This window comes from Bacillus sp. TH17, from assembly GCF_016651125.1.
Classification (GTDB): Bacteria; Bacillota; Bacilli; order Bacillales; family Bacillaceae_G; genus Bacillus_A; species Bacillus_A mycoides.
On the sequence record NZ_JAEKEN010000001.1, the window covers coordinates 1678403 to 1700105 of the forward strand.

The window sequence follows — 21703 nt, forward strand, 5'->3', positions numbered from 1 at the left end:
AATAGTATCGTTGCAGAAAAGTAAATTCCTTATAGCATTATTGAAGTAGTATCAAAACTCTTTTTAATATATTTATATAAAAACGTAGGAATTTCTCCTGCGTTTTTTCTTATGCAAAAAAAGGTGAATCCTCCAAATACTATTCTCCTAATAAGCCCACCGCTGACCGAAATCTTCACAACAAAACAAAGTAATCTTTACTTATAAATGTTTCCCCTTAAACCGATTTCCAAATGAATTTATGACAATCTCTTGAACTGTGCGAAATGTCACATCTGTATTTTACAACCTCTTTTATAGTAAGGGTATGTAAGAGAGACGTACTAAGGGAGTGAACAGTATGAAGAAGAAACCTTCAGCACTAATGAGACGTTTAAAATATTTTTCACCAATAGATCGTTATAACGATAATCATACACAAGAAACATATGAAGATCGTGAATGGGAAAATGTGTACAGAAAGCGTTGGCAGCATGATAAAGTAATTCGTTCTACACACGGCGTGAACTGTACTGGTTCTTGTAGTTGGAACATTTATGTGAAAGATGGAATTGTAACATGGGAAGGGCAGGAGCTTAACTATCCGACTACAGGTCCTGATATGCCTGATTTTGAACCACGAGGATGCCCACGTGGAGCAAGTTTTTCTTGGTACATTTACAGTCCGCTTCGTGTGAAATATCCGTATGTACGTGGTGTTCTATGGAGTATGTGGCAAGAGGAACTACAAAATAACGAGTCACCATTAGATGCTTGGAAAAGCATTGTGGAAAACCCTGAAAAGGCACGTACGTATAAGCAGGCGCGTGGTAAAGGGGGATTCATTCGTGCGAATTGGGATGAAGTATTACAACTTGTTTCAGCTTCTTTACTTTATACAGTAATTAAATACGGTCCAGACCGCAATGTTGGTTTTTCACCAATTCCAGCTATGTCGATGTTAAGTCACGCTGCAGGTAGCCGTTTTATGCAACTTATGGGTGGACCGATGCTTAGCTTTTATGATTGGTATGCTGATTTACCACCAGCTTCTCCGCAAATTTGGGGTGATCAAACTGATGTACCAGAAAGTAGTGACTGGTATAACTCTGGTTACATTATGACATGGGGTTCAAACGTACCGATGACGAGAACGCCAGATGCACACTTTTTAGCCGAAGTTCGATATAAAGGAACGAAAGTTGTTTCTGTAAGTCCTGACTTCGCCGAGTCTACTAAGTTTGCGGATGATTGGATTAGTGTGAAACAAGGTACAGACGGTGCGCTTGCGATGGCAATGGGGCATGTGATCTTACAAGAATTTTACGTAGATAATCAAGTGGAATACTTCACAAAGTATGCGAAGCAATATACTGATTTTCCTTTCTTTGTCACATTGAAACAAAAAGGAGATCAATTCGTCGCTGATCGTTTCTTAAATGCTACTGATATTGGACGTGAAACAAAGTTAGGAGAATGGAAGCCTGTTCTTTGGAACGATAACACGAAAGATTTTGCAACACCTCACGGCACAATGGGATCACGTTGGGATAACGAGAAGAAATGGAACTTGCGTTTAGAAGATGAACAGACAGGTGAAACGATTGATCCACGTCTTTCTTTACTTGGAATGGAAGATAGTGTTGAAACAGTGCAAATTCCGTACTTCTCTGATGATGGAAATACAATATTAGAACGTACAATTCCAGTGAAAAAAGTTATGACAGAAGAAGGCGAAGTGTTCGTTACAACTGTATATGACTTAACGTTAGCAAATTACGGTGTGAACCGAGGTCTTGGCGGGCAAGAACCGAAAGATTTCAATGATGATGTACCGTTTACACCTGCATGGCAAGAGAAAATGACCGGAGTAAAGCGAGAGCTTATTATTCAAATTGCTCGTGAGTTCGCGCAAAATGCAGTTGATACGAATGGCCGCTCGATGATTATTATGGGAGCTGGTATTAACCATTGGTTTAACTCTGATACGATTTATCGCGCAGTTTTAAATCTTGTTCTTCTCGTTGGGGCACAAGGTGTAAACGGCGGCGGTTGGGCACATTATGTTGGTCAAGAAAAATTACGACCAGCAGAAGGATGGCAAACAATCGCGATGGCGAAAGATTGGCAAGGGCCACCGAAATTACAAAACGGTACATCTTTCTTCTATTTCGTAACAGATCAATGGCGTTATGAAGATACACCTGTTGGACATTTAGCATCACCAGTTGAGGGCAACTCTCGTTATCAACATCACGGTGATTACAACGTATTAGCAGCACGACTTGGCTGGTTACCTTCTTATCCAACATTCGAGAAGAATGGGATTGAATTATATAAAGAAGCTGTTGCTGCTGGTGCAACAACACAAGAAGAAATCGGAAAATACGTTGCACAAAAACTAAAAGAAAAAGAACTGAAATTTGCGATTGAAGACCCAGATAATAAAAACAACTTCCCGCGTAACTTATTCGTATGGCGTGCAAACTTAATTTCAAGTTCCGGTAAAGGACACGAATATTTCTTAAAACATTTATTAGGTACAACAAACGGATTAATGAATGACGATAGTGACTCATTAAGACCAGAAGAAATTAAGTGGCATGAAGATGCACCTGAAGGGAAGTTAGATTTACTCATTAATTTAGATTTCCGTATGGCTGGAACGGCGCTTTATTCTGATATCGTCTTACCTGCTTCAACTTGGTATGAAAAGCATGATTTAAGCAGTACGGATATGCATCCATTTGTACATCCATTTAATCCAGCAATCGGTTCACCGTGGGAAGCACGCTCTGACTGGGATATTTTCACCTCTCTTTCTAAAGCTGTGTCAGATTTAGCGAAGAAAATCGATCTTGAACCAATGAAAGAAGTCGTTGCAACACCACTTCTTCACGATACACCGCAAGAATTAGCACAACCACTTGGTAAGATTAAAGACTGGAGCAAAGGAGAGTGTGAACCGATCCCAGGTAAAACAATGCCGCAAATTCATGTTGTCGAAAGGGATTATAAAACGATTTATGACAAGATGACAGCGCTTGGACCAAATACCGGAAAACAACCGATTGGTACGAAAGGGATTTCTTGGTCGGCAGAAAAAGAATATGAGCAATTAAAGAGTCGATTAGGAGTTGTTCGAACGGATTCTATTGCGAAGGGGTGCCCAGACATAAAAGAAGCAATTAATGCTGCTGAGGCGGTATTAACACTTTCTTCTACAACAAACGGTCATATGGCGGTAAAAGCATGGGAAGCGCTTGAAAAACAAACCGATTTAAAACTACGTGACTTAGCAGAAGAACGTGAAGAAGAATGCTTCACATTTGAACAAATTACAGCGCAGCCTAAAACAGTAATTACTTCTCCGGCCTTTACGGGTTCTGAAAAAGGTGGACGCCGTTACTCACCATTTACAACAAATGTTGAACGTCTCATCCCTTGGAGAACGATAACTGGTCGACAATCTTTCTACTTAGATCACGACATGATGAAAGAATTTGGCGAAACGATGGCAACATTTAAACCAATACTGCAACATAAACCATTCCGTAAATCACGCCCTGAAGTAGAAGGGAAAGAAATTACACTAAACTATTTAACACCGCATAATAAGTGGTCGATTCATAGTATGTACTTCGATTCATTGCCAATGTTAACGCTGTTTAGAGGTGGTCCAACTGTTTGGATGAATAAAGATGATGCGAATGAAGCTGGTGTTGCTGATAATGATTGGATTGAATGCTTTAACCGTAACGGCGTAGTCGTAGCACGTGCTGTTGTAACACACCGTATACCGAGGGGGATGGCATTTATGCACCATGCGCAAGATCGTCACATTAACGTGCCTGGTACGAAATTAACAAGCACCCGCGGGGGAACACATAATAGTCCAACCCGTATTCACGTTAAACCAACACATATGATTGGTGGATATGGCCAATTAAGCTATGGATTTAACTATTATGGTCCGACTGGGAACCAGCGTGACTTAAACGTTGTAATCCGTAAACTGAAGGAGGTAGATTGGCTTGAAGATTAAAGCGCAAGTCGGAATGGTAATGAACTTAGATAAATGCATCGGCTGCCACACTTGTAGCGTAACATGCAAAAACACCTGGACGAATCGTCCAGGTGCTGAATATATGTACTTCAATAACGTAGAAACGAAACCTGGAATTGGTTATCCGAAACAATGGGAAAATCAGGAGAAATACAAAGGCGGCTGGGAATTGAAAAATGGTGAAATTCAGCTGAAATCCGGTTCGAAAATGAAGCGTCTTATGAATATTTTCCACAATCCAGATCAGCCAACAATTGATGATTACTTTGAACCTTGGAATTATGATTATGAAACATTAACAAATAGCCCACAGCGTAAGCATCAACCAGTTGCTCGTCCGAAATCAGCAATTACGGGTGAATTTATCGACAAAATTGAATGGGGTCCAAACTGGGAAGATGATTTAGCAGGCGGACATATAACAGGGTTACAAGATCCGAACGTCAAGAAAATGGAAGAAGGAATTAAAACGGATTTTGAAAATGTCTTTATGATGTATTTACCACGTATTTGCGAACATTGTATGAATCCATCTTGCGTTTCTTCTTGTCCATCGGGTGCGATGTATAAACGTGAGGAAGATGGGATTGTTCTTGTGGATCAAAATGCATGTCGTGCATGGAGATTTTGTGTATCGTCTTGTCCGTATAAAAAAGTATATTTTAACTGGCAAACAAATAAAGCTGAAAAATGTACAATGTGTTTCCCTCGTATTGAAGCTGGTATGCCAACAATTTGTTCTGAAACATGTGTAGGACGTATTCGATATATTGGGGTAATGCTATATGACGCTGACAAAGTAAAAGAAGCGGCTTCTGTTGAAAATGAAAAAGATTTATATGAATCTCAGCTTACTGTTTTCCTAGATCCAAATGATCCAGAAGTAGCAGCTGAAGCGAAAAAACAAGGGATTCCTGAAGAATGGATTAAAGCGGCACAACAGTCGCCAATCTATAAAATGATTATCGATTGGAAAATCGCTCTACCTCTTCATCCAGAGTATCGTACAATGCCAATGGTTTGGTATATCCCGCCGCTTAGCCCAATTATGAACATGGTGGAGGGGAAAGGTAGTAACTGGCAAGCAGAAGAGATTTTCCCTGCTATTGATAATATGCGTATTCCAATTCAATATTTAGCGAATTTACTCACTGCAGGAGATGAATCACATATTCGTCTTACATTGAAAAAATTGGCTGTCATGCGAACACATATGAGAGCATTGCAAATTAATAAAGAACCAAATGAAGCTGTATTAAAAGAACTCGGTTTAACGAAAGAAGATGTAGAAGATATGTATCGTCTTCTTGCTATTGCGAAATATAAAGATCGCTTTGTTATCCCGACGTCTCACCGCGAACAAGTTGCAGATTTATATAGCGAGCAAGGAAGTTGTGGTTTATCTTTCGCAGGTGGGCCAGGCTCTTGTACGACAATTTCTTAAAAAAAGGGGGCAGAAAACTATGAAACAAAGTTTACAAACAGCTTTTTCTTGTTCTTCTTTTCTTCTCTCCTATCCTGAACTAGGTTGGAGGGAAGCTTTACTAGAATTACAGGAAGAGATTCAAGAAATTGAACAGGAAGAAATCAGAGCATCACTTACAACATTTATAAAAGAAGCGCTAAATAAAACAGACAATCAACTTATTGATTCTTACGTCTATACATTCGACTTTGGAAAGAAGACAAATATGTATCTTACCTACATGAAAACAGGTGAACAAAGAGAGCGTGGAATTGAATTATTAGAGTTAAAACAGCATTATCAAAAATCTGGTTTTAACGTAACAGATAAAGAACTACCTGATTATTTACCGCTTCTACTTGAGTTTCTTGCAAACGCGAATGAAAAAGATAGCGAACCAATTATGAGTAAATACACGGAAAATATACAAGCGTTGCACGGGCAATTAAAAGAAGCAAACTGTATGTATGAACCAATTCTCGCCGCTGTTCTACTCGCTATCAATACATGGGGTGTACAGGCAAATTAGAAAGGAGAGTTGTCAAAATGATGGATCAATTTCTATGGGTATTGTTTCCCTATATCATTTTTGCAATCTTTATCGGTGGACATATTTTCAGATACAACTATGATCAATTTGGATGGACGTCAAAATCTAGTGAACTATTAGAAAAGAAAATGCTCCGAATCGGAAGTCTATTATTCCACTTTGGGATCATGTTCGTCATTGGTGGTCATGTTATGGGGATTTTAATTCCAGAGTCTGTATACCGTTCAATAGGTATTTCTGAGCATATGTATCATATAATGGCAATTAGTTTCGGGCTTCCGGCAGGTGTTGCTTCTATCATCGGTTTAATTATATTAACGTACCGCCGTGTAACAGTAAAACGCATCATTGCAACGAGTACAAGGGGAGATTATATTGCGCTTATTTTATTACTAATCGTAATGCTAGCGGGACTTTCTTCAACCTTTTTAAATATCGACTCAAAAGGGTTTGATTATCGTACAACGATCGGTCCGTGGTTCCGAAGTCTCTTTATTTTCCAACCGAAAGTTGAATATATGATGGAAGTACCAGTATGGTTTAAAATTCATATAATTGCAGGTATGGGTCTATTCGCAGTATGGCCATTTACTAGACTTGTCCATGTATTTAGTGCCCCAATTAAATACTTAAGCCGTAGTTATGTGATTTACAGAAGACGTATTCCTAATGAATTGAAAAAATAATGCCACAGTAAACGAATAGAAGTTAGCAACTAACATGAAACGAGGTCTAATGGAAGGCCTCGTCTTTTTTAGGAAATAACTGTATGCAAGAGAAAAAGAGTAGCATCTAAATAAGATGCTACTCTATGCTACAAACAGAGGCAGAGCAATCTTCACAAGCAATTTCACATTTTAAAAATTGTAAATCATGGATTGTAATCTTTCCTTTATGAATAGAAATCGTACCTTTTTTTTTCAAATCATTTAACATTCGATTTACGCTTTCACGCGAAGTTGCACAGAAGTTTGCAAGTTCTTGATTCGTTAAAGGTAAATCGATGAGAATACCATTTTCTTTTAACACACCATAACTATTTGTCATTCGAATGAGAGTAGAATACAAGGCACCTTTTTTGCCATGCAATACTAAATCTCGGAACTTCGTTTGCATTCTTCTTAAATGTTCACTAATCCATTTCATAAATTCAAATACAAGTGCGGGCTTTTGGAGTAATTCTCTTTCTAACGCTTCACGCTTTATAACGCCTACTTCAACATCTTCAAGGCATTTTGAATTTAATAAATACTTCGCATCGTCCGTGAACAATGTTAATTCTCCAATAATGTCATATGCCGAACAAATACGGAGTGTCAACTCTTGCCCATCAGCACTTAGTTTACTAATTTGTACTTTTCCGGAGTGGATGATATAGAGTTCGGTTGCCTCCATACCTTCTTGAAAAATAAAACTTCCTTTTTTAATTTGCATTTTATATTCAACAGATGCAAGTAATTCCTTTAAATCTTGAGATAATTTCATACTGTTTGTCACAGCAATCACCTTTCTTCTTATAAGCAATACATTTCCTATTTTGAGTGTAAGTATGCTGAAAATGCAAGAGCTATTTCAAAATTGTTGTAAAATTTCAATGACCGTAAGGAGTAGGGACTGAAGATGTGAACAAAATTCGAACGGATTTGTGAAGAATTTTTGAATGGGGAAAGTAATGTGAGAAAAGTCACATTGAATATGTAGCTTCTTTTTTATAATGAAGGCAAATAAAAAATTGAAAGCTTACTAATGATTGCAGTAGAAAAGAAGGGATATAGATGCACGAGAAGATGAAAGATTCTTTAGAGCGGCCACTTCAAGATTTACGTATTTCAGTTATTGACCGTTGTAATTTTAGGTGCACGTACTGTATGCCAGCTGAAGTGTTCGGACCTGATTATGCTTTTTTACAGGAAGAGTTTTTATTAACGTTCGATGAAATAGAAAGGTTAGCGAGATTATTTATAAGTATGGGTGTTAATAAAATTAGACTTACTGGCGGCGAACCGTTATTGCGTAAAGACTTACCGAAGTTAATCGCAAGGCTTACAAAGCTAGAAGGCTTAAAGGATATTGGACTCACAACAAACGGTATTCATTTAGCAAAACAGGCAAGGGCATTAAAAGAAGCGGGATTAAAACGTGTAAACATTAGTTTAGATGCGATAGAAGATCATGTCTTCCGAAAAATTAATGGACGAAATGTAAGTACAAAACCTGTATTGAAAGGAATTGAAGCAGCAAAAGCAGCTGGATTAGAAGTAAAAGTAAATATGGTCGTAAAAAAAGGGATGAATGATAGTCAAATTCTTCTAATGGCTCGTTATTTTAAAGAACAAGAAATTCAGCTTCGTTTTATCGAATTTATGGATGTGGGCAGTACGAACGGATGGAACTTTGAACAAGTTATTACGAAGGAACAATTAATAGAGAAAATTAATCGTGTATATCCGATTGAGCCTGTTAAACCTCGTTACTTTGGAGAAGTTGCGAAATTGTATCGATATGTAGGGAGCGATGCAGAAGTTGGATTTATTACTTCTGTTTCTGAATCTTTTTGTTCCTCTTGTACGAGAGCTCGTATTTCGGCAGACGGTAAGTTTTTTACGTGCTTATTTGGAACGAAAGGAACTGATTTGCGAACGCTTCTTCGAGAAAATATTTCTGATGCTTCATTATTAAAAATTCTCCAACATACATGGGAGTGCAGAACAGATCGGTATTCGGATGAAAGAACGGCTGAAAGTACAAATAAACGTCCAAAAGTTGAAATGTCTTATATTGGTGGATAGCGAAAGGAGGATTCCCTATGCAAGAGCGATATTCAAGGCAAGTATTGTTTTCTGGAATTGGTGAAATGGGACAAAGAAAAATAAGAAAAAAACATGTGCTCCTAATCGGTGCGGGTGCACTAGGAGCTGCAAATGCGGAAGCGCTCGTTAGGATGGGGATTGGGAAATTGACAATTGCTGACCGTGACTACGTCGAATGGAGTAATTTACAGCGGCAACAGTTATATACAGAAGAAGATGCACAGCAGTGTAAACCAAAAGCAATTGCAGCGGCAGAACATTTAAGAAAGATTAATTCTGAAGTAGAAATTGTACCAATTGTAACGGATGTCACAATGCAAGAAATAGAAGAGTTAACAAAAGAAGTGGATCTTATATTAGATGCGACTGACAATTTCGATACGCGTCTACTTATAAATGACATTTCGCAAAAAGAAAATATACCTTGGATATACGGTGGATGCATTGGAAGTTACGGTGTAACGTATACAATTCTTCCGGGGGAAACACCATGCTTTCGCTGCCTAATGGATCATCCTATGGGCGGTGCAACATGTGATACAGCAGGAATCATTCAGCCGGCTGTACAAATGGTCGTTGCTCACCAAGTGACAGAAGCGATGAAAATATTGGTGAATGATTTTCAGGCGCTAAGGGGAACGATGTTATCATTTGATATTTGGAACAATCAATATCTCTCATTAAAAGTAAATAGGCAGAAGAAAAGTACATGTCCATCTTGTGGGAATGTACGCACTTACCCAAATTTAACATTTGGATCACAGATGAAAACTGAAGTGCTATGCGGGCGGAATACAGTTCAAATCCGTCCAGGGATAAAGCGAGTTCTTAATTTAGAAGAAGTTCGAAATCGCTTACAAAAAAGCGTGAGTGTCAAAAAAACTCCATATTTACTATCGTTTCTAGTAGATGAATATCGTTTTGTTTTATTTACAGACGGTAGGGCATTTATTCATGGGACAAATGATGTAAAAATGGCAAAACGATTATACGCAAAATATATAGGATGAACAGAAAGAGAGTTTATCCTTATCAAAACGAGGTGAAAAAAGAATGCTAGAAAAACGTAAACCAATTCCAGTAGCAGAAGCAGTTGCACGCATAATGGAGTATGCTCATCAAGGTGAAATAGAAAAGGTTTCTCTTATAGACAGCTACGGTAGAATGCTTGGAGAAGATGTTATTGCAAATCATGATGTCCCGCATTTCGATCGCTCTCCGTACGACGGATTTGCGATTCGAGCGGAAGATACAAAAGAAGCAAATAGCAGTAACCCGATTCAGTTTGAAGTGATTGGTGAGATCGGGGCAGGTTCTGTTTTTAGAGAAGAGGTGAAAGCATTTCAAGCTGTACGTATTATGACAGGAGCTGCAATTCCAGCAGGATGTAATGCGGTTGTTATGTTAGAGCTAACGGAAGGATTTGAAGAAAAAGAAAAGACTTATATGAAATTAAAACGCTCTTTTGCTGCCGGTGATAACATTTCTTTTAAAGGAGAAGATGTAAAACAAAATGCCATACTTGTGAAAAAAGGGACTTCTATTAACCCTGGAGTAGCGGCGCTTCTTGCTACGTTTGGTTATAGTTCCGTACATGTTGTAAAACAGCCGGTTATTGGAATTGTAGCGACAGGAAGTGAACTTTTAGAAGTACATGAACAGCTTAAATCGGGGAGGATTCGAAATAGTAATTCCTATATGATTGCTGCTCAAATTGAGCGAGCAGGTGGAATTGTACGCTATTATGGACAATTTGCTGATGATTTAGAGACGTGTTATGAGACCGTAAAAAGAGCAATAAAAGAAGTCGATATTTTAATTACAACTGGTGGCGTTTCAGTAGGAGACTACGATTATTTACCTGCTATTTATGAGAGATTACAAGCTAATGTACTTTTCAATAAAATAGCGATGCGACCAGGAAGCGTGACAACTGTAGCTGAGCTAGAAGGAAAACTATTATTTGGTCTATCTGGTAATCCCTCTGCTTGTTATGTCGGATGTGAATTATATGTTAGACCAGTTATTCGAACATATTTGCAAAGAAAAGATCCGCATGTATATCGTGCAGAAGCGATTTTACAGAAAGATTTTCCGAAAGCAAACCCATTTACTCGTTTTGTAAGAGGGAGAGTAGAAATTGTAGATGGCCAATTGCAAGCTACACCAGTTGGTTTAGATAAATCTAGTGCAATTTCTTCACTTGCAGAGGCGAATGCATTTATCGTCCTGCCGGGAGGAACGAGAGGATTTGAAGCAGGAATAATTGTTTCGGTATTATTATTGGAATCGAACATAGGAAGTGAGTGGCCGTGGAAAGAACCACTTCGATCATATAAGTAATAGAAAAATAGATTGCTAACTTATACAAAGGTAAGAGGTGCAAAATGACACATACGTATTATGAAGTAATTGATACACCTATTTCAATTGAAGAAGTTACAAACAAAGTAATTCGGTGTGAGTGTGGTGCGGTTACTACTTTCATTGGTACCGTCAGAGAATTTACGAAAGGACGTCGTACGCTATATTTAGAGTATGTAGCATATAAAACAATGGCGGAAAAACAGCTTGAGAAAATTGGTAATGAAGTAGAAGAGAAGTGGCCTGGGACATATGTAGCAATTACACATCGCATTGGTACATTGGAAATTTCTGATTTTGCTGTTGTTGTCGCCGTTTCAACACCACACCGGAAAGCAGCCTATGAGGCGAACGAATATATTATGGAGCGTATAAAACAAATTGTTCCGATTTGGAAGAAAGAGTTTTGGGAAGATGGTGAGTTATGGATAGGTGATCAGTCAGAGAAAGTAGCATATGTAAATGGCGAGCCTGAAAAGGAGATGAGAACATGATTGAAGTACTATTATTTGCACATTTGCAAGAAGAAGCAAGTAAGCCGGCCTTGTACATAGATTGTGAAAATATTACGGTTGCTGAACTAAAGGAAGTTCTCATTAAGAAATACAGCGTAGCGATTTCAAACGAGATAATGGTCGCCGTAAATGAAGAGTATGCAAATGAGGATGACATTATTCAAACTGGCGATGTAGTAGCAATGATTCCGCCAGTAAGTGGTGGTTGATTCTTTTCAGCCTAATCATGTTAGGACGTGATTAGGCTGGAGAGAATGAATATAACTATGCATACATAGGAGGGAACAGGATGAAAAGTCCTAATTTTCAATTAAGTTTACAAACTTCTAATCTAGTTATCGGTTTTATGGTATGGGTTATCTTATCATCATTAATGCCATATATTAAAGCGGATATTCCATTAACTGCGGGACAAATTTCTATGGTCACAGCAGTACCCGTTATTTTAGGTTCTATTCTTCGCATTCCAATTGGTTATTGGACAAATCGTTACGGAGCAAGAAAATTGTTCTTTATTAGTTTTATACTTTTATTATTCCCTGTCTTTTACATTAGTGTTGCCAATTCTATGATGGATTTAATTATTGGTGGATTATTTGTAGGGATTGGTGGTGCTGTATTCTCTGTAGGAGTAACTTCTCTACCGAAATACTTCCCGAAAGAGAGTCACGGTTTTGTAAATGGTATTTACGGTGTGGGTAACGCTGGAACAGCAATTACTTCATTTTTAGCACCTGTAATTGCGACATCAGTTGGCTGGAGAACAACAGTACAGTGTTATTTAGTTTTACTTGCAGCATTTGCACTTATGAACTTTTTATTAGGCGATCGTAAGGAAAAAAAGGTGAATACACCATTAATGGAACAAATAAAAGGTGTATATAAAAATGAAAAACTTTGGTTTCTATGTATCTTTTATTTTTTAACTTTCGGATCATTTGTTGCATTTACAGTATATTTACCAAACTTTTTAGTATCTCACTTCGGATTAGAGAAAGTAGATGCAGGCATGCGGACAGCTGGATTCATCGTATTAGCAACAATGATGCGCCCGATTGGTGGTTGGCTCGGTGATAAATTTAATCCATTTAAAATATTAATCTTCGTATTTATCGGCTTAACACTATCTGGTATTGTTTTATCATTCATGCCTAGTATGAACGTGTATACGTTTGGTTGCTTACTAGTCGCATTCTGTGCAGGTATTGGAAATGGTACAATCTTTAAGCTTGTTCCAATGTACTTCTCTGAGCAAGCAGGGATTGTAAATGGGGTTGTGTCAGCTTTAGGTGGATTAGGAGGGTTCTTCCCACCATTAATTTTAACGTTACTATTCCAACTAACAGATCATTATGCAATTGGATTTATGGCGTTATCAGAAGTCGCTCTTGCTTGTTTAATCATTACAGTATGGATGTATAGCCAAGAGAAGCTGTTAGTGATGTTAAAGAATCATTAATAAAGAAAAAGAACCCTCCTAAAGTAATCTAGGAGGGTTCTTTTAGTAATAGGCTTCGATATGTTTTTTATTGCTAACTTAACAAACACTTGTATTCTAAAATAATGTGGTTTGAAAATGAAAAACAGAAGTTTTATGGAATTTTATGTTAAAATATAGATATCAGATGTTATTCAATTAAAGGGTTAGTTAAAGAAAGTTTAAATCTCTTCCGAAGATAGAACTAATTTTTAGCATACAAATACTTAATTGGATCGGGGTGTTTAGATGAAAAAATTATATAAGTCCACTCAAGATAAACAAGTATCAGGTGTATTAGGTGGCTTAAGCGATAAGTATGGAATTGATGTAAGTATCCTTCGCATAGTCACTGCATTATCAGCCGTTTTTACTAGTGGATTTACGGTGATACTTTATATAATAGCTGCAATTGTTTTGCCTACAGATAAAGATATTAAGAGATAAATGTATGAACTTAAATCTAATTCCACAATCGAGAACTCTGTTTTTTGTCTATTGAAAGTTTCCAAAGTAAAAGCAACAGTACGATTGTTATAAGACTGAAATGAACAAACGAAAAATCCTCATAAAACATTCGGAATATATCGAGAACGAAAATAATAACTTTTGAATTAAACGATGACTATTGATCGCTAACGAATCGATAAATAGTCGCTCCTTTCTAAAGGATATCTATTAATCTGTACAAAAAAATATTGGTGGATTTAAATATTCTGAAATTCCAAAAACATATGACGGTATTTATAACAAGAAAAAACTTCATATTTTTTAGGACCAGATTTTTTCGTAAGGCTAATGGATATTGTGAAAAAGTACACTTAAAATAAAGAATAAAGTTTAGGTCGATAAGATAAAATTATGAATTTGTATAAAAAATCCATAATTTTCTTTATGAGTCATATTTGATATGTTAAAGAAAAGAGAGGGGAGGGAAATGAAATGAGAATTTTTGATGTACATTTTCATATTATTGATTTTAATTTTCCGATTATTGAGAACCAAGGGTATTTTCCACCAACTTTGTTGTAGAAGATTATCAGAATGAAACTCCTAATTTGAATGTAATTGGTGGAGCGATCGTATCTGGTTCTTTCCAAGGGTTTGATCAAGAATATTTATTAAAGGCACTAAAACAGTTGGGTTCAACATTTTGTGGCGTAACACAATTACCTTTTACAGTGACGGATGAAGAAATACTAAATTTAAATGAAAATGGGGTAAAAGCATTACGCTTTAATATTAAAAGAGGTGGTTCAGAAGATTTATCGAAGCTGGATTACTTTGCTAGAAGAGTTCATGATTTAGTAGGATGGCATAGTGAGCTTTATATGGATGCAAAAGAGTTGCCCGAAATTGCATCCACTATAGAAAAATTACCAGCTATATCAATTGACCATTTAGGGTTATCAGAAGAAGGTTTACCACATTTATTAAAACTAGTTGATAAAAGGGTACATGTGAAAGCTACTGGTTTTGGTCGTGTCGAATTAGATGTTGAGAATGCCTTAAAGTCGATTTATGAAGTTAACCCAGATGCACTTATGTTTGGAACAGATTTACCATCTACAAGAGCAAAAAGACCTTTTGAGTATGGAGATATCAAATTGATTCAACAGCTATTTGATGAACAAGCTACCGATAAAATCCTGTATACGAATGCTTTCAAATGGTATTTTGGGTAGCGTCAGGGGCTACATTTGAATTAACTGTATCCATATTTAGTAAAGAGTTTAATCCAACTATAATGTATTTAGAATGGGGTATTAAATGTTTGTTTTTATTATATTAGACGTGATATTACCAATATTAATATTGATTCTAATTGGTGCAATCTTACAAAGAAAGTTCCAATTTAACTTAAAGCAGCTATCTACACTTATTACTTATTGCTTGATGCCAGCGGCTGTATTTGTGAATATATATGATATTAGTATAGAAACAGGTTTGTTGCTCCAGATAATATACTATTTAATACTTTACAGTCTGAGTGTGATGATAGTAAGTCATTTCATTTCAAAAACATTAAAGTTAGAAAAAGGAGAAAGTGCAGCTCTAAAAAATAGCATTTCGTTAATGAATTCCGGTAATTATGGATTACCAGTAAGTCAATTGATTTTCAGTCACAATCCAGTGGGGGTTTCCATTCAGATTTTCATTGTGATTTTCCAGAATCTTTTAACTTATTCATACGGGATATATAACTTACTATCAGCAACAAAAACAATCGGAAGTATTATTCAATCATTTCTAAGACTGCCTGTATTTCATGCACTCATATTAGGGGTTCTCTTTCAATCTTTTACAATTCAAATACCTAATTCTATCTTTCTACCTCTTAATCAGCTTGCGAATAGTTTTGTTGCAATAGCACTCATATTGCTAGGAGCGCAATTATCCAACATTAAGCTTAATTTTTTCCATCGAGTCATAACATGGGCTTTAATTGGAAGATTATTGATGGGACCATTATTAGCACTTGCCATGATATACCTACTAAACATTGATGGTATTGTTGCACAATCATTATTTATTGCAAGTTCTTTTCCTACTTCAAGAAATACAGCAACTATTGCTATGGAGTATCAAATAGAGCCTGAACTACATGCACAAATCGTTTTATTTTCAACACTTTTCAGCATTATTACAGTAACTGTCGTTATTTATTTGTCATATATTTTGTTTTGAATATACGTGCAAAAACGGATAGAATTGAGGCGGTAAATGATGGACGGAAATCCCATCGATATGAGAAGAAAACAGTCTTTGATATATTGGGTGTCGTTTACAATTGTACCATGTCTGATAATCAAGCGGCTTAATTCAAAAAAGGAACCAAAACAAAAAGAACAAACGCTTCTAAAAAACGTTTGTCCAAAGGTAATTACTATTTTAGCTAAGAAATAGATTATTATTTGTGAGTACGAGAAAGCTTTTTTATAAGTTTAGGAAATATAGATGCTAGTTCCTGCTTCAAACGCTTTGTAAACGATGGATCCTTACCGGAAGTTGAAATAGTTACAATATATTCATCATTTCGGATGACACCAGGTGTGTGAAAGGATGATTCTGTGCCATCACTTACAACGTTAACCCATTGGAAATCATGGGAGGCCTGTTTGACCATCATATTGACATCATGTTGATTTGTAGATGCATAAATAAGATGAGCATCTTTAATATCATCATTACTAAAAGTTTTTTGCTTCCAAGTAATATAAGGAAGTTCCTTCATTTCCTCGCAAATCTCTGGGCTGATAACGGTGACAAAAGCGCCTGTATTTTTTAATCCAGACGCTTTCCGATATGCGATTTTACCACCACCAACTATAACAACAATTTTTTTATCTAAATTAAACATAAGAGGATACATATTATACATACACACATTCCTCCATTCGTTCTAATAATGCTAACTTCATATATGTATCAAATTGAAGACAATTACAAGTCGTAACGTGATCATATTTTTTTGTATGCAACTTAATTTTTTGAAGCAACAATCCGGTAAAGAGAAGGTACGGCATGACATATACATGGGACGCAGTCGATGTTATAGCCTTGAGCTCAGCAGTAAAAGAGGGCGTTCCTTTCGTTAAAAAGGAGGACGATACTGGCATACCGAGTTTTCGTTCGACCGCTGCTCCGATTTGTTGTAACTCATGTATCGGCTGTGGATCACTACTGCCTCGTCCTACGAGTAAAACGCTACTATCTTGCTTTGGCATAGTTTCACGTATTCTTTTCACTACAAGTTCAACCATATGTGGATGCGTACTAAAAGGTGGTACAACTGAAAATGTTATTTGAGGATATTTCTTTTGTAGTTGCTCTATTTCAAAAGGAATATCACGTTTATAGTGAGCTGCTGCAAATAATAAAACAGGTACAATCATTATTTCAGTTGCACCCTCTAGTATTGCTTCTGTAACTGTATCCGAAATGGTAGGTGTCGTTAGTTCTAGAAAAGCTATTTTTTGACTCCTTTCGTTACGTTCTTTCATAACAGATTGAATAAAGTGAATGAATTGTTCATTACCTTCTCGCAGGCGACTACCGTGTCCAACGTATACAATTCCTTTCATCGTACCACCAAATCTTTCTTCATAATCATGTCTTGTAATTGTTCATCTACATTATGAAAACCAACTTTATTCGCATAGTGTAACGTTGGAATGTCGGTATACGAGAAGGGAAGAGTAAGAATATCGATAAAGCCAAGTCGTTTTATTTCTGATAAAAATGTATCAATTGAAGCACGTCCTTCAAATACAATGCTATCCCATGAGAATTCAGAAAGCATACGAGAATGAATTTCATTGAAGCGATGATCAATTGTATACTCATGAGTCATCATATAAGACCCAGCACCAATTTTTTCTTGAATAAAACCAATTCGATTAATATTTCTGCCTAAATAAACAGTTGTATCGGAAGAGAACTCTGCTTGTTTACTTAGTAGCCCATATTGCATAAGTTTTTCTTGAGTGGCAACGTTCATATACTGCAGTTTCGCCTGTAAGGAGCGAATATCTTTCTGGTGTTTACTACATGATCGCATCAAAATTTCTACACTTTCATCTGAACAAAATACAAGGCGATCAACGTTAAAAATTTCATTGATTTGTTCAGATGTTAACGTGTATTCTTCCCTTTTGAAAGTTGGAATTTGATATGTTTCTGCACCGCATTCTTGTAACTTTTGCTTCATGAAACTGGTTTTATTTGTTGCGGATGCAAATAAAACTTTTTTACCATGCAATGGTTTACGTTCTTTCCAAGCGATTTGATCCCGTAAGGAAACGACATCACCAACAATTGTCATAGAAGGGTTAGAAAAATTTTCGTTTTTGACGATAGGAACAATGGTTGAAAGTGTTCCTGTGACAACGCGTTGCTTTCCAGTTGTACCCCACTCAATGACTGCTACGGGTGTATTTTCTTGTTTTCCTGCTTGTAGTAAATTTTCACAAATTGTAGGTAAGTTTTTTATACCCATGTAGTAGGCAATTGTATCGCTATTGTGGGATGAATTATATTTTCCATGATCGGTTAAAGGACCTTTTGCATGCCCAGTTAGTAAAGTAACGCTATTACTATAGTCACGGTGGGTGAGGGGGATACCTGCATAGCTACTAGCGGCGATGCTAGATGTAATACCTGGTACAATTTCATATGGAATGTCCGCTGCTGCTAAAGTTTCTGCTTCTTCACCAACACGGCCAAAAACAGATGGATCTCCGCCCTTTAAGCGGACAACGATTTTTCCTTCTTGTGCAAATTGAAGGAGGTGGGCGTTAATCATTTCTTGACGCATAGTATGATTCTTTGGCATTTTACCGCAATAAATAAGTTCACAAGTTGGCTTTGTATAGCTAAGAAAGTTAGGGTTCAATAAGCGGTCATATAAGACAATATCTGCACGCTTTAAGCAATCTATCGCTTTTTTTGTAATAAGCCCTTCATCCCCTGGTCCTGCACCAACTAAATATACATATCCGTTCATAATCGCACCTCATCATTTTTTATTTAAAAGGAAGCCAGAGGAGGCTTCCTTTCGTAAATTACATGTTTATATAAATGTCACCATCAATAACTTCTACTTCGTACGTTTGGATACAGCCGTCATCAGGTTTTTGAACTTCACCTGTTAGTAATGAAATTTTCCAATCATGTAGTGGACAAAAAACGAATTCACCAGATACAATTCCTTCGGCTAATGGTCCGTTTTTATGAGGACAACGATTTTCTACAGCTCGAATATCGCCATTTGAAAGGCGGAATAGGGCGATAGACATACCTTTCATTTGTACCTCTTTACCGATTTGAATAGGAAGATCTTCTGCACGCATAACTTTTATTTTTTCTTTCGTTTGTATCATATAGATCACAGCTCCTTATTTCACAGTTTCTACTTCATACATCGCTTTTAAAGACTTCGTTTCTAGTGCTTGTCCCCAAGCTTCCGTATATGTGCTACGAGCTGTTTGGAAACGATCATTTAACATCGTGACCATACTTGTATCTTGTAGTATTTCTTTTATATGATCGAAGCCTAATCGTTCTGTCCAATAGGCAGTACGCTCCCCGTAAATACCAGTTTCACGATAATATTGCATGTAAGCTGTAGCGATGCGAAGGACATCGTCTTCAGTAGGGACGATCATTACAAAATCAGCCTCGCGTACTTCCGTACCACCATTTCCACCGATATACAGTTGGAATCCATTTTCAACACACACAACGCCGAAATCTTTCGTAAGTACTTCCGCACAGTTACGTGGACAACCTGTTACACCCATTTTCATTTTATGAGGTGTATCTACCATTTCTAATGACTGTTCAAGGAGCATACCAAGTCCTAAAGAATCTTTCGTACCGAAACGACAGAAGCGAGAACCAACACATGATTTTACATTACGAAGCGATTTTGAGTACGCATATCCAGAAGTCATATTTAAGTCAGCCCATACGTTAGGTAAATCTTGTTTCTTAACACCATATAAGCCGATTCGGCTCGCACCTGTAATTTTCACAAGAGGAACGTCATATTTTTTTGCGACTTCAGCAATTTTCATTAAATCATCTGCGGTTGTAACGCCTCCGTACATACGTGGAATAACAGAGAATGTACCATCGTGCTGGATGTTACCATTCATTCTTTCATTAACGTAACGGGATGATTTATCATCTACATATTCTTCCGGAATCGCCATACGTAAATAGTAATTTAAAGCAGGACGACATTTCGAACAGCCGTCTTCATGTGCAAAACCGAGTACATTTCGTACTTCTTTTGGCAATTTTAAACCTTTCTCGTGAATGGCGGCTACGACTTCGTCACGTGATAAAGTTGTACATCCGCACATACCAGCAGACTGCGCAGAAGCATCAAAAGCATCTCCGAGTGTATGAGCTAGAACTTGTTCCACAAGCGGACGACATTTACCACAAGACCCTGCGGCTTTCGTGCATCCTTTAACTTCTTCAAAAGTAGTTAACTCTTGTTCTAAAATGGCATGAACGATTGTACCTTTCGTAACGCCATTACATCCACAAATTGTGTCATCCGCACTCATTGTAGCAACGTCAAGTTCACTTTCTTCACCAGCTTTGTGAAGAAGGGAAGCGGCTGTATATTCTTGTATATCTTCTTCTTTCTTTAACATGCTAAAGAGGCGTGTACCATCAGTTGCATCACCATATAAAACGATACCGACGACTTTATTGTCACGAATTAATACTTTTTTATAGGAACGTTTACATTCATCAAAGATTGAAATTGCTTTCGTTTGATCATCTTCATAAATTTGACCAGCAGAGAATAAATCACAACCTGCAACTTTTAACTGTGTACCGACGATGCTGCCCGTATATCCATTAGTTTGTAAATTCGTTATATGTTTTGCTAATATTGCGCCTTGTTCATAAAGAGGAGCAACAAGTCCATATGCGATACCGTCATGTTCTGCACATTCTCCAACTGCATAAATGGATTCATCATTCGTTAGCATATAGTCATTGACTACAATGCCGCGATTTACAAGTAAACTAGCATCTTTTGCTATTTGAGTATTTGGGCGTATTCCGACAGCCATTACGATTAAATTACAATCTACAACTTCACCATCTTCAAATTGAATGCCCTCAACATGGTCTGTACCAAGAATCTTTACAGTTTTCTTTTCCATTAGAAACTTCATGCCTTGCGCTTCTAAATCTTCACGCAATAGGGAAGCTGCTTTCGTATCTAGTTGTTGCTCCATTAAGCTAGGCATTAAATGAACAACATGTACGTCCATTCCTAAGTCAATAAGACCTCTTGCGGCTTCTAAACCCAGTAATCCACCACCAATGACAACGGCCTTTTTCTTTTCTTTAGCGGTATCCATCATAAATTGTGTATCTTCAATTGTTCGAAATCCTGTTACACCAGGAAGGGTGGAACCTTCAACTGGTAAAATAAAAGCACTAGAACCTGTTGCGATAATGAGTTTGTCGTATGTAATAGTACGATTCTTTTCTGTAATAATAATTTTTTCTTTTCGGTTAATACTTTGAACTCTTTCATTTGTATACAAAGTTATTTCATTTTCTTCATACCAACTGTATTGATTCATAATGATATCTTGCATATTTGTTTTTCCTTGTAATACATGAGAGAGCATAATACGGTTGTAGTTCGGATGTGGTTCATCTCCGAAAATAGTAATCTCATATAAATTACTATCATGTTTTAATATTTCTTCCATACAACGTATGCCAGCCATACCATTTCCGATCATAACTAAACGTTTTTTCATTTTCGTTTCCCCTTTTTATGTGAAATATTGAACAAAGGATTATATTTCTATTATAGAAAATCAAAAAAGCGGGAGATGTGATATTTATCACACTTATATAATGATTCACAAATTGTTAAAATTCGGATTTGTGTGAGGGGGGCGTGGATATTTTTCGCAAAATGAAAAAGCAGG

Annotated in this window: 18 protein-coding genes and 1 pseudogene; 13 read left to right on the plus strand and 6 right to left on the minus strand. The window is 36.9% G+C overall.

Annotation, left to right across the window (positions count from 1 at the left end; translation table 11 throughout):
- Nucleotides 1-340 precede the first annotated feature (340 nt).
- The 4 genes from JFT95_RS08570 to narI are packed head-to-tail and all read left to right on the plus strand — an operon-like array spanning nucleotide 341 to nucleotide 6746.
- Nucleotides 341-4024 (plus strand): nitrate reductase subunit alpha, encoded by a 3684-nt coding sequence (locus tag JFT95_RS08570; protein ID WP_201051977.1) that lies wholly within the window; start codon nucleotides 341-343, stop codon nucleotides 4022-4024.
- Nucleotides 4014-5489, plus strand: coding sequence for a nitrate reductase subunit beta (narH, locus tag JFT95_RS08575; protein WP_002141456.1), 1476 nt, complete (start codon nucleotides 4014-4016; stop codon nucleotides 5487-5489). Before JFT95_RS08570 ends, narH begins: the two co-directional genes overlap by 11 nt.
- Before the next feature lie 19 nt (nucleotides 5490-5508).
- Nucleotides 5509-6039, plus strand: coding sequence for a nitrate reductase molybdenum cofactor assembly chaperone (gene narJ, locus JFT95_RS08580; protein WP_002031591.1), 531 nt, complete (start codon nucleotides 5509-5511; stop codon nucleotides 6037-6039).
- Between the two features lie 17 nt (nucleotides 6040-6056).
- Nucleotides 6057-6746 carry a respiratory nitrate reductase subunit gamma gene (gene narI, locus JFT95_RS08585; protein ID WP_002031592.1) on the plus strand — a complete coding sequence of 230 codons (690 nt, stop codon included), beginning with the start codon at nucleotides 6057-6059 and terminating at the stop codon, nucleotides 6744-6746.
- 118 nt (nucleotides 6747-6864) lie between these two features.
- Here narI and JFT95_RS08590 read toward each other — a convergent pair whose 3' ends face one another.
- Nucleotides 6865-7557 (minus strand): Crp/Fnr family transcriptional regulator, encoded by a 693-nt coding sequence (locus tag JFT95_RS08590; protein WP_061689850.1) that lies wholly within the window; start codon nucleotides 7555-7557, stop codon nucleotides 6865-6867.
- Between the two features lie 278 nt (nucleotides 7558-7835).
- On the opposite strand from JFT95_RS08590, the gene moaA reads away from it, so the two are divergent.
- The 9 genes and pseudogenes from moaA (at nucleotide 7836) to JFT95_RS08635 (ending at nucleotide 15914) form a co-directional block, all read left to right on the plus strand.
- Entirely contained in the window at nucleotides 7836-8849 is a 1014-nt protein-coding gene (gene moaA / locus JFT95_RS08595) for a GTP 3',8-cyclase MoaA (RefSeq protein WP_002031597.1), read from the plus strand.
- 17 nt (nucleotides 8850-8866) lie between these two features.
- Entirely contained in the window at nucleotides 8867-9880 is a 1014-nt protein-coding gene (locus JFT95_RS08600) for a molybdopterin-synthase adenylyltransferase MoeB (protein ID WP_002031598.1), read from the plus strand.
- Nucleotides 9881-9923: 43 nt separating this feature from the next.
- A complete protein-coding gene (locus JFT95_RS08605; RefSeq protein WP_088039277.1) occupies nucleotides 9924-11213 on the plus strand; it encodes a molybdopterin molybdotransferase MoeA in 1290 nt (429 codons plus the stop codon).
- Nucleotides 11214-11257: 44 nt separating this feature from the next.
- Nucleotides 11258-11728, plus strand: coding sequence for a molybdenum cofactor biosynthesis protein MoaE (locus JFT95_RS08610; RefSeq protein ID WP_012260808.1), 471 nt, complete (start codon nucleotides 11258-11260; stop codon nucleotides 11726-11728).
- Entirely contained in the window at nucleotides 11725-11958 is a 234-nt protein-coding gene (gene moaD / locus JFT95_RS08615) for a molybdopterin converting factor subunit 1 (protein ID WP_002127098.1), read from the plus strand. The genes JFT95_RS08610 and moaD overlap by 4 nt, the downstream gene beginning before the upstream one ends.
- A gap of 80 nt (nucleotides 11959-12038) precedes the next feature.
- Complete coding sequence (gene narK / locus JFT95_RS08620; protein ID WP_201051979.1) at nucleotides 12039-13208, plus strand: nitrate transporter NarK; 1170 nt, start codon at nucleotides 12039-12041, stop codon at nucleotides 13206-13208.
- Between the two features lie 267 nt (nucleotides 13209-13475).
- Complete coding sequence (locus JFT95_RS08625; protein ID WP_201051980.1) at nucleotides 13476-13673, plus strand: PspC domain-containing protein; 198 nt, start codon at nucleotides 13476-13478, stop codon at nucleotides 13671-13673.
- A 495-nt stretch (nucleotides 13674-14168) separates the two neighbouring features.
- A pseudogene (locus JFT95_RS08630) lies at nucleotides 14169-14911 on the plus strand (amidohydrolase family protein).
- An 85-nt stretch (nucleotides 14912-14996) separates the two neighbouring features.
- On the plus strand, nucleotides 14997-15914 hold the full coding sequence (locus tag JFT95_RS08635) for an AEC family transporter (protein WP_002031605.1): 918 nt from the start codon (nucleotides 14997-14999) through the stop codon (nucleotides 15912-15914).
- Nucleotides 15915-16137: 223 nt separating this feature from the next.
- Here JFT95_RS08635 and JFT95_RS08640 read toward each other — a convergent pair whose 3' ends face one another.
- The 5 genes from JFT95_RS08640 to nirB are packed head-to-tail and all read right to left on the minus strand — an operon-like array spanning nucleotide 16138 to nucleotide 21529.
- Nucleotides 16138-16608, minus strand: coding sequence for a precorrin-2 dehydrogenase (locus tag JFT95_RS08640; RefSeq protein ID WP_016102122.1), 471 nt, complete (start codon nucleotides 16606-16608; stop codon nucleotides 16138-16140).
- A complete protein-coding gene (locus JFT95_RS08645; RefSeq protein ID WP_201051982.1) occupies nucleotides 16601-17311 on the minus strand; it encodes a sirohydrochlorin chelatase in 711 nt (236 codons plus the stop codon). Before JFT95_RS08645 ends, JFT95_RS08640 begins: the two co-directional genes overlap by 8 nt.
- On the minus strand, nucleotides 17308-18732 hold the full coding sequence (locus tag JFT95_RS08650) for a uroporphyrin-III C-methyltransferase (protein WP_201051984.1): 1425 nt from the start codon (nucleotides 18730-18732) through the stop codon (nucleotides 17308-17310). Before JFT95_RS08650 ends, JFT95_RS08645 begins: the two co-directional genes overlap by 4 nt.
- A 58-nt stretch (nucleotides 18733-18790) precedes the next feature.
- Nucleotides 18791-19108 (minus strand): nitrite reductase small subunit NirD, encoded by a 318-nt coding sequence (gene nirD / locus JFT95_RS08655; protein WP_061689857.1) that lies wholly within the window; start codon nucleotides 19106-19108, stop codon nucleotides 18791-18793.
- A 15-nt stretch (nucleotides 19109-19123) separates the two neighbouring features.
- Nucleotides 19124-21529: an NADPH-nitrite reductase large subunit gene (gene nirB, locus JFT95_RS08660; protein ID WP_201051987.1), complete on the minus strand. Its 2406-nt coding sequence runs from the start codon at nucleotides 21527-21529 to the stop codon at nucleotides 19124-19126.
- Between the last annotated feature and the right edge of the window lie 174 nt (nucleotides 21530-21703).

Coding starts and splice junctions, on each gene's coding strand:
- JFT95_RS08570 (WP_201051977.1), top strand. CDS start 341: ATGAAGAAGAAACCTTCAGCACTAATGAGACGTTTAAAATATTTTTCA.
- narJ (WP_002031591.1), top strand. CDS start 5,509: ATGAAACAAAGTTTACAAACAGCTTTTTCTTGTTCTTCTTTTCTTCTC.
- narI (WP_002031592.1), top strand. CDS start 6,057: ATGATGGATCAATTTCTATGGGTATTGTTTCCCTATATCATTTTTGCA.
- moaA (WP_002031597.1), top strand. CDS start 7,836: ATGCACGAGAAGATGAAAGATTCTTTAGAGCGGCCACTTCAAGATTTA.
- JFT95_RS08600 (WP_002031598.1), top strand. CDS start 8,867: ATGCAAGAGCGATATTCAAGGCAAGTATTGTTTTCTGGAATTGGTGAA.
- JFT95_RS08605 (WP_088039277.1), top strand. CDS start 9,924: ATGCTAGAAAAACGTAAACCAATTCCAGTAGCAGAAGCAGTTGCACGC.
- JFT95_RS08610 (WP_012260808.1), top strand. CDS start 11,258: ATGACACATACGTATTATGAAGTAATTGATACACCTATTTCAATTGAA.
- moaD (WP_002127098.1), top strand. CDS start 11,725: ATGATTGAAGTACTATTATTTGCACATTTGCAAGAAGAAGCAAGTAAG.
- narK (WP_201051979.1), top strand. CDS start 12,039: ATGAAAAGTCCTAATTTTCAATTAAGTTTACAAACTTCTAATCTAGTT.
- JFT95_RS08625 (WP_201051980.1), top strand. CDS start 13,476: ATGAAAAAATTATATAAGTCCACTCAAGATAAACAAGTATCAGGTGTA.
- JFT95_RS08635 (WP_002031605.1), top strand. CDS start 14,997: ATGTTTGTTTTTATTATATTAGACGTGATATTACCAATATTAATATTG.
- JFT95_RS08640 (WP_016102122.1), bottom strand. CDS start 16,608: ATGTATAATATGTATCCTCTTATGTTTAATTTAGATAAAAAAATTGTT.
- JFT95_RS08645 (WP_201051982.1), bottom strand. CDS start 17,311: ATGAAAGGAATTGTATACGTTGGACACGGTAGTCGCCTGCGAGAAGGT.
- JFT95_RS08650 (WP_201051984.1), bottom strand. CDS start 18,732: ATGAACGGATATGTATATTTAGTTGGTGCAGGACCAGGGGATGAAGGG.
- nirD (WP_061689857.1), bottom strand. CDS start 19,108: ATGATACAAACGAAAGAAAAAATAAAAGTTATGCGTGCAGAAGATCTT.
- nirB (WP_201051987.1), bottom strand. CDS start 21,529: ATGAAAAAACGTTTAGTTATGATCGGAAATGGTATGGCTGGCATACGT.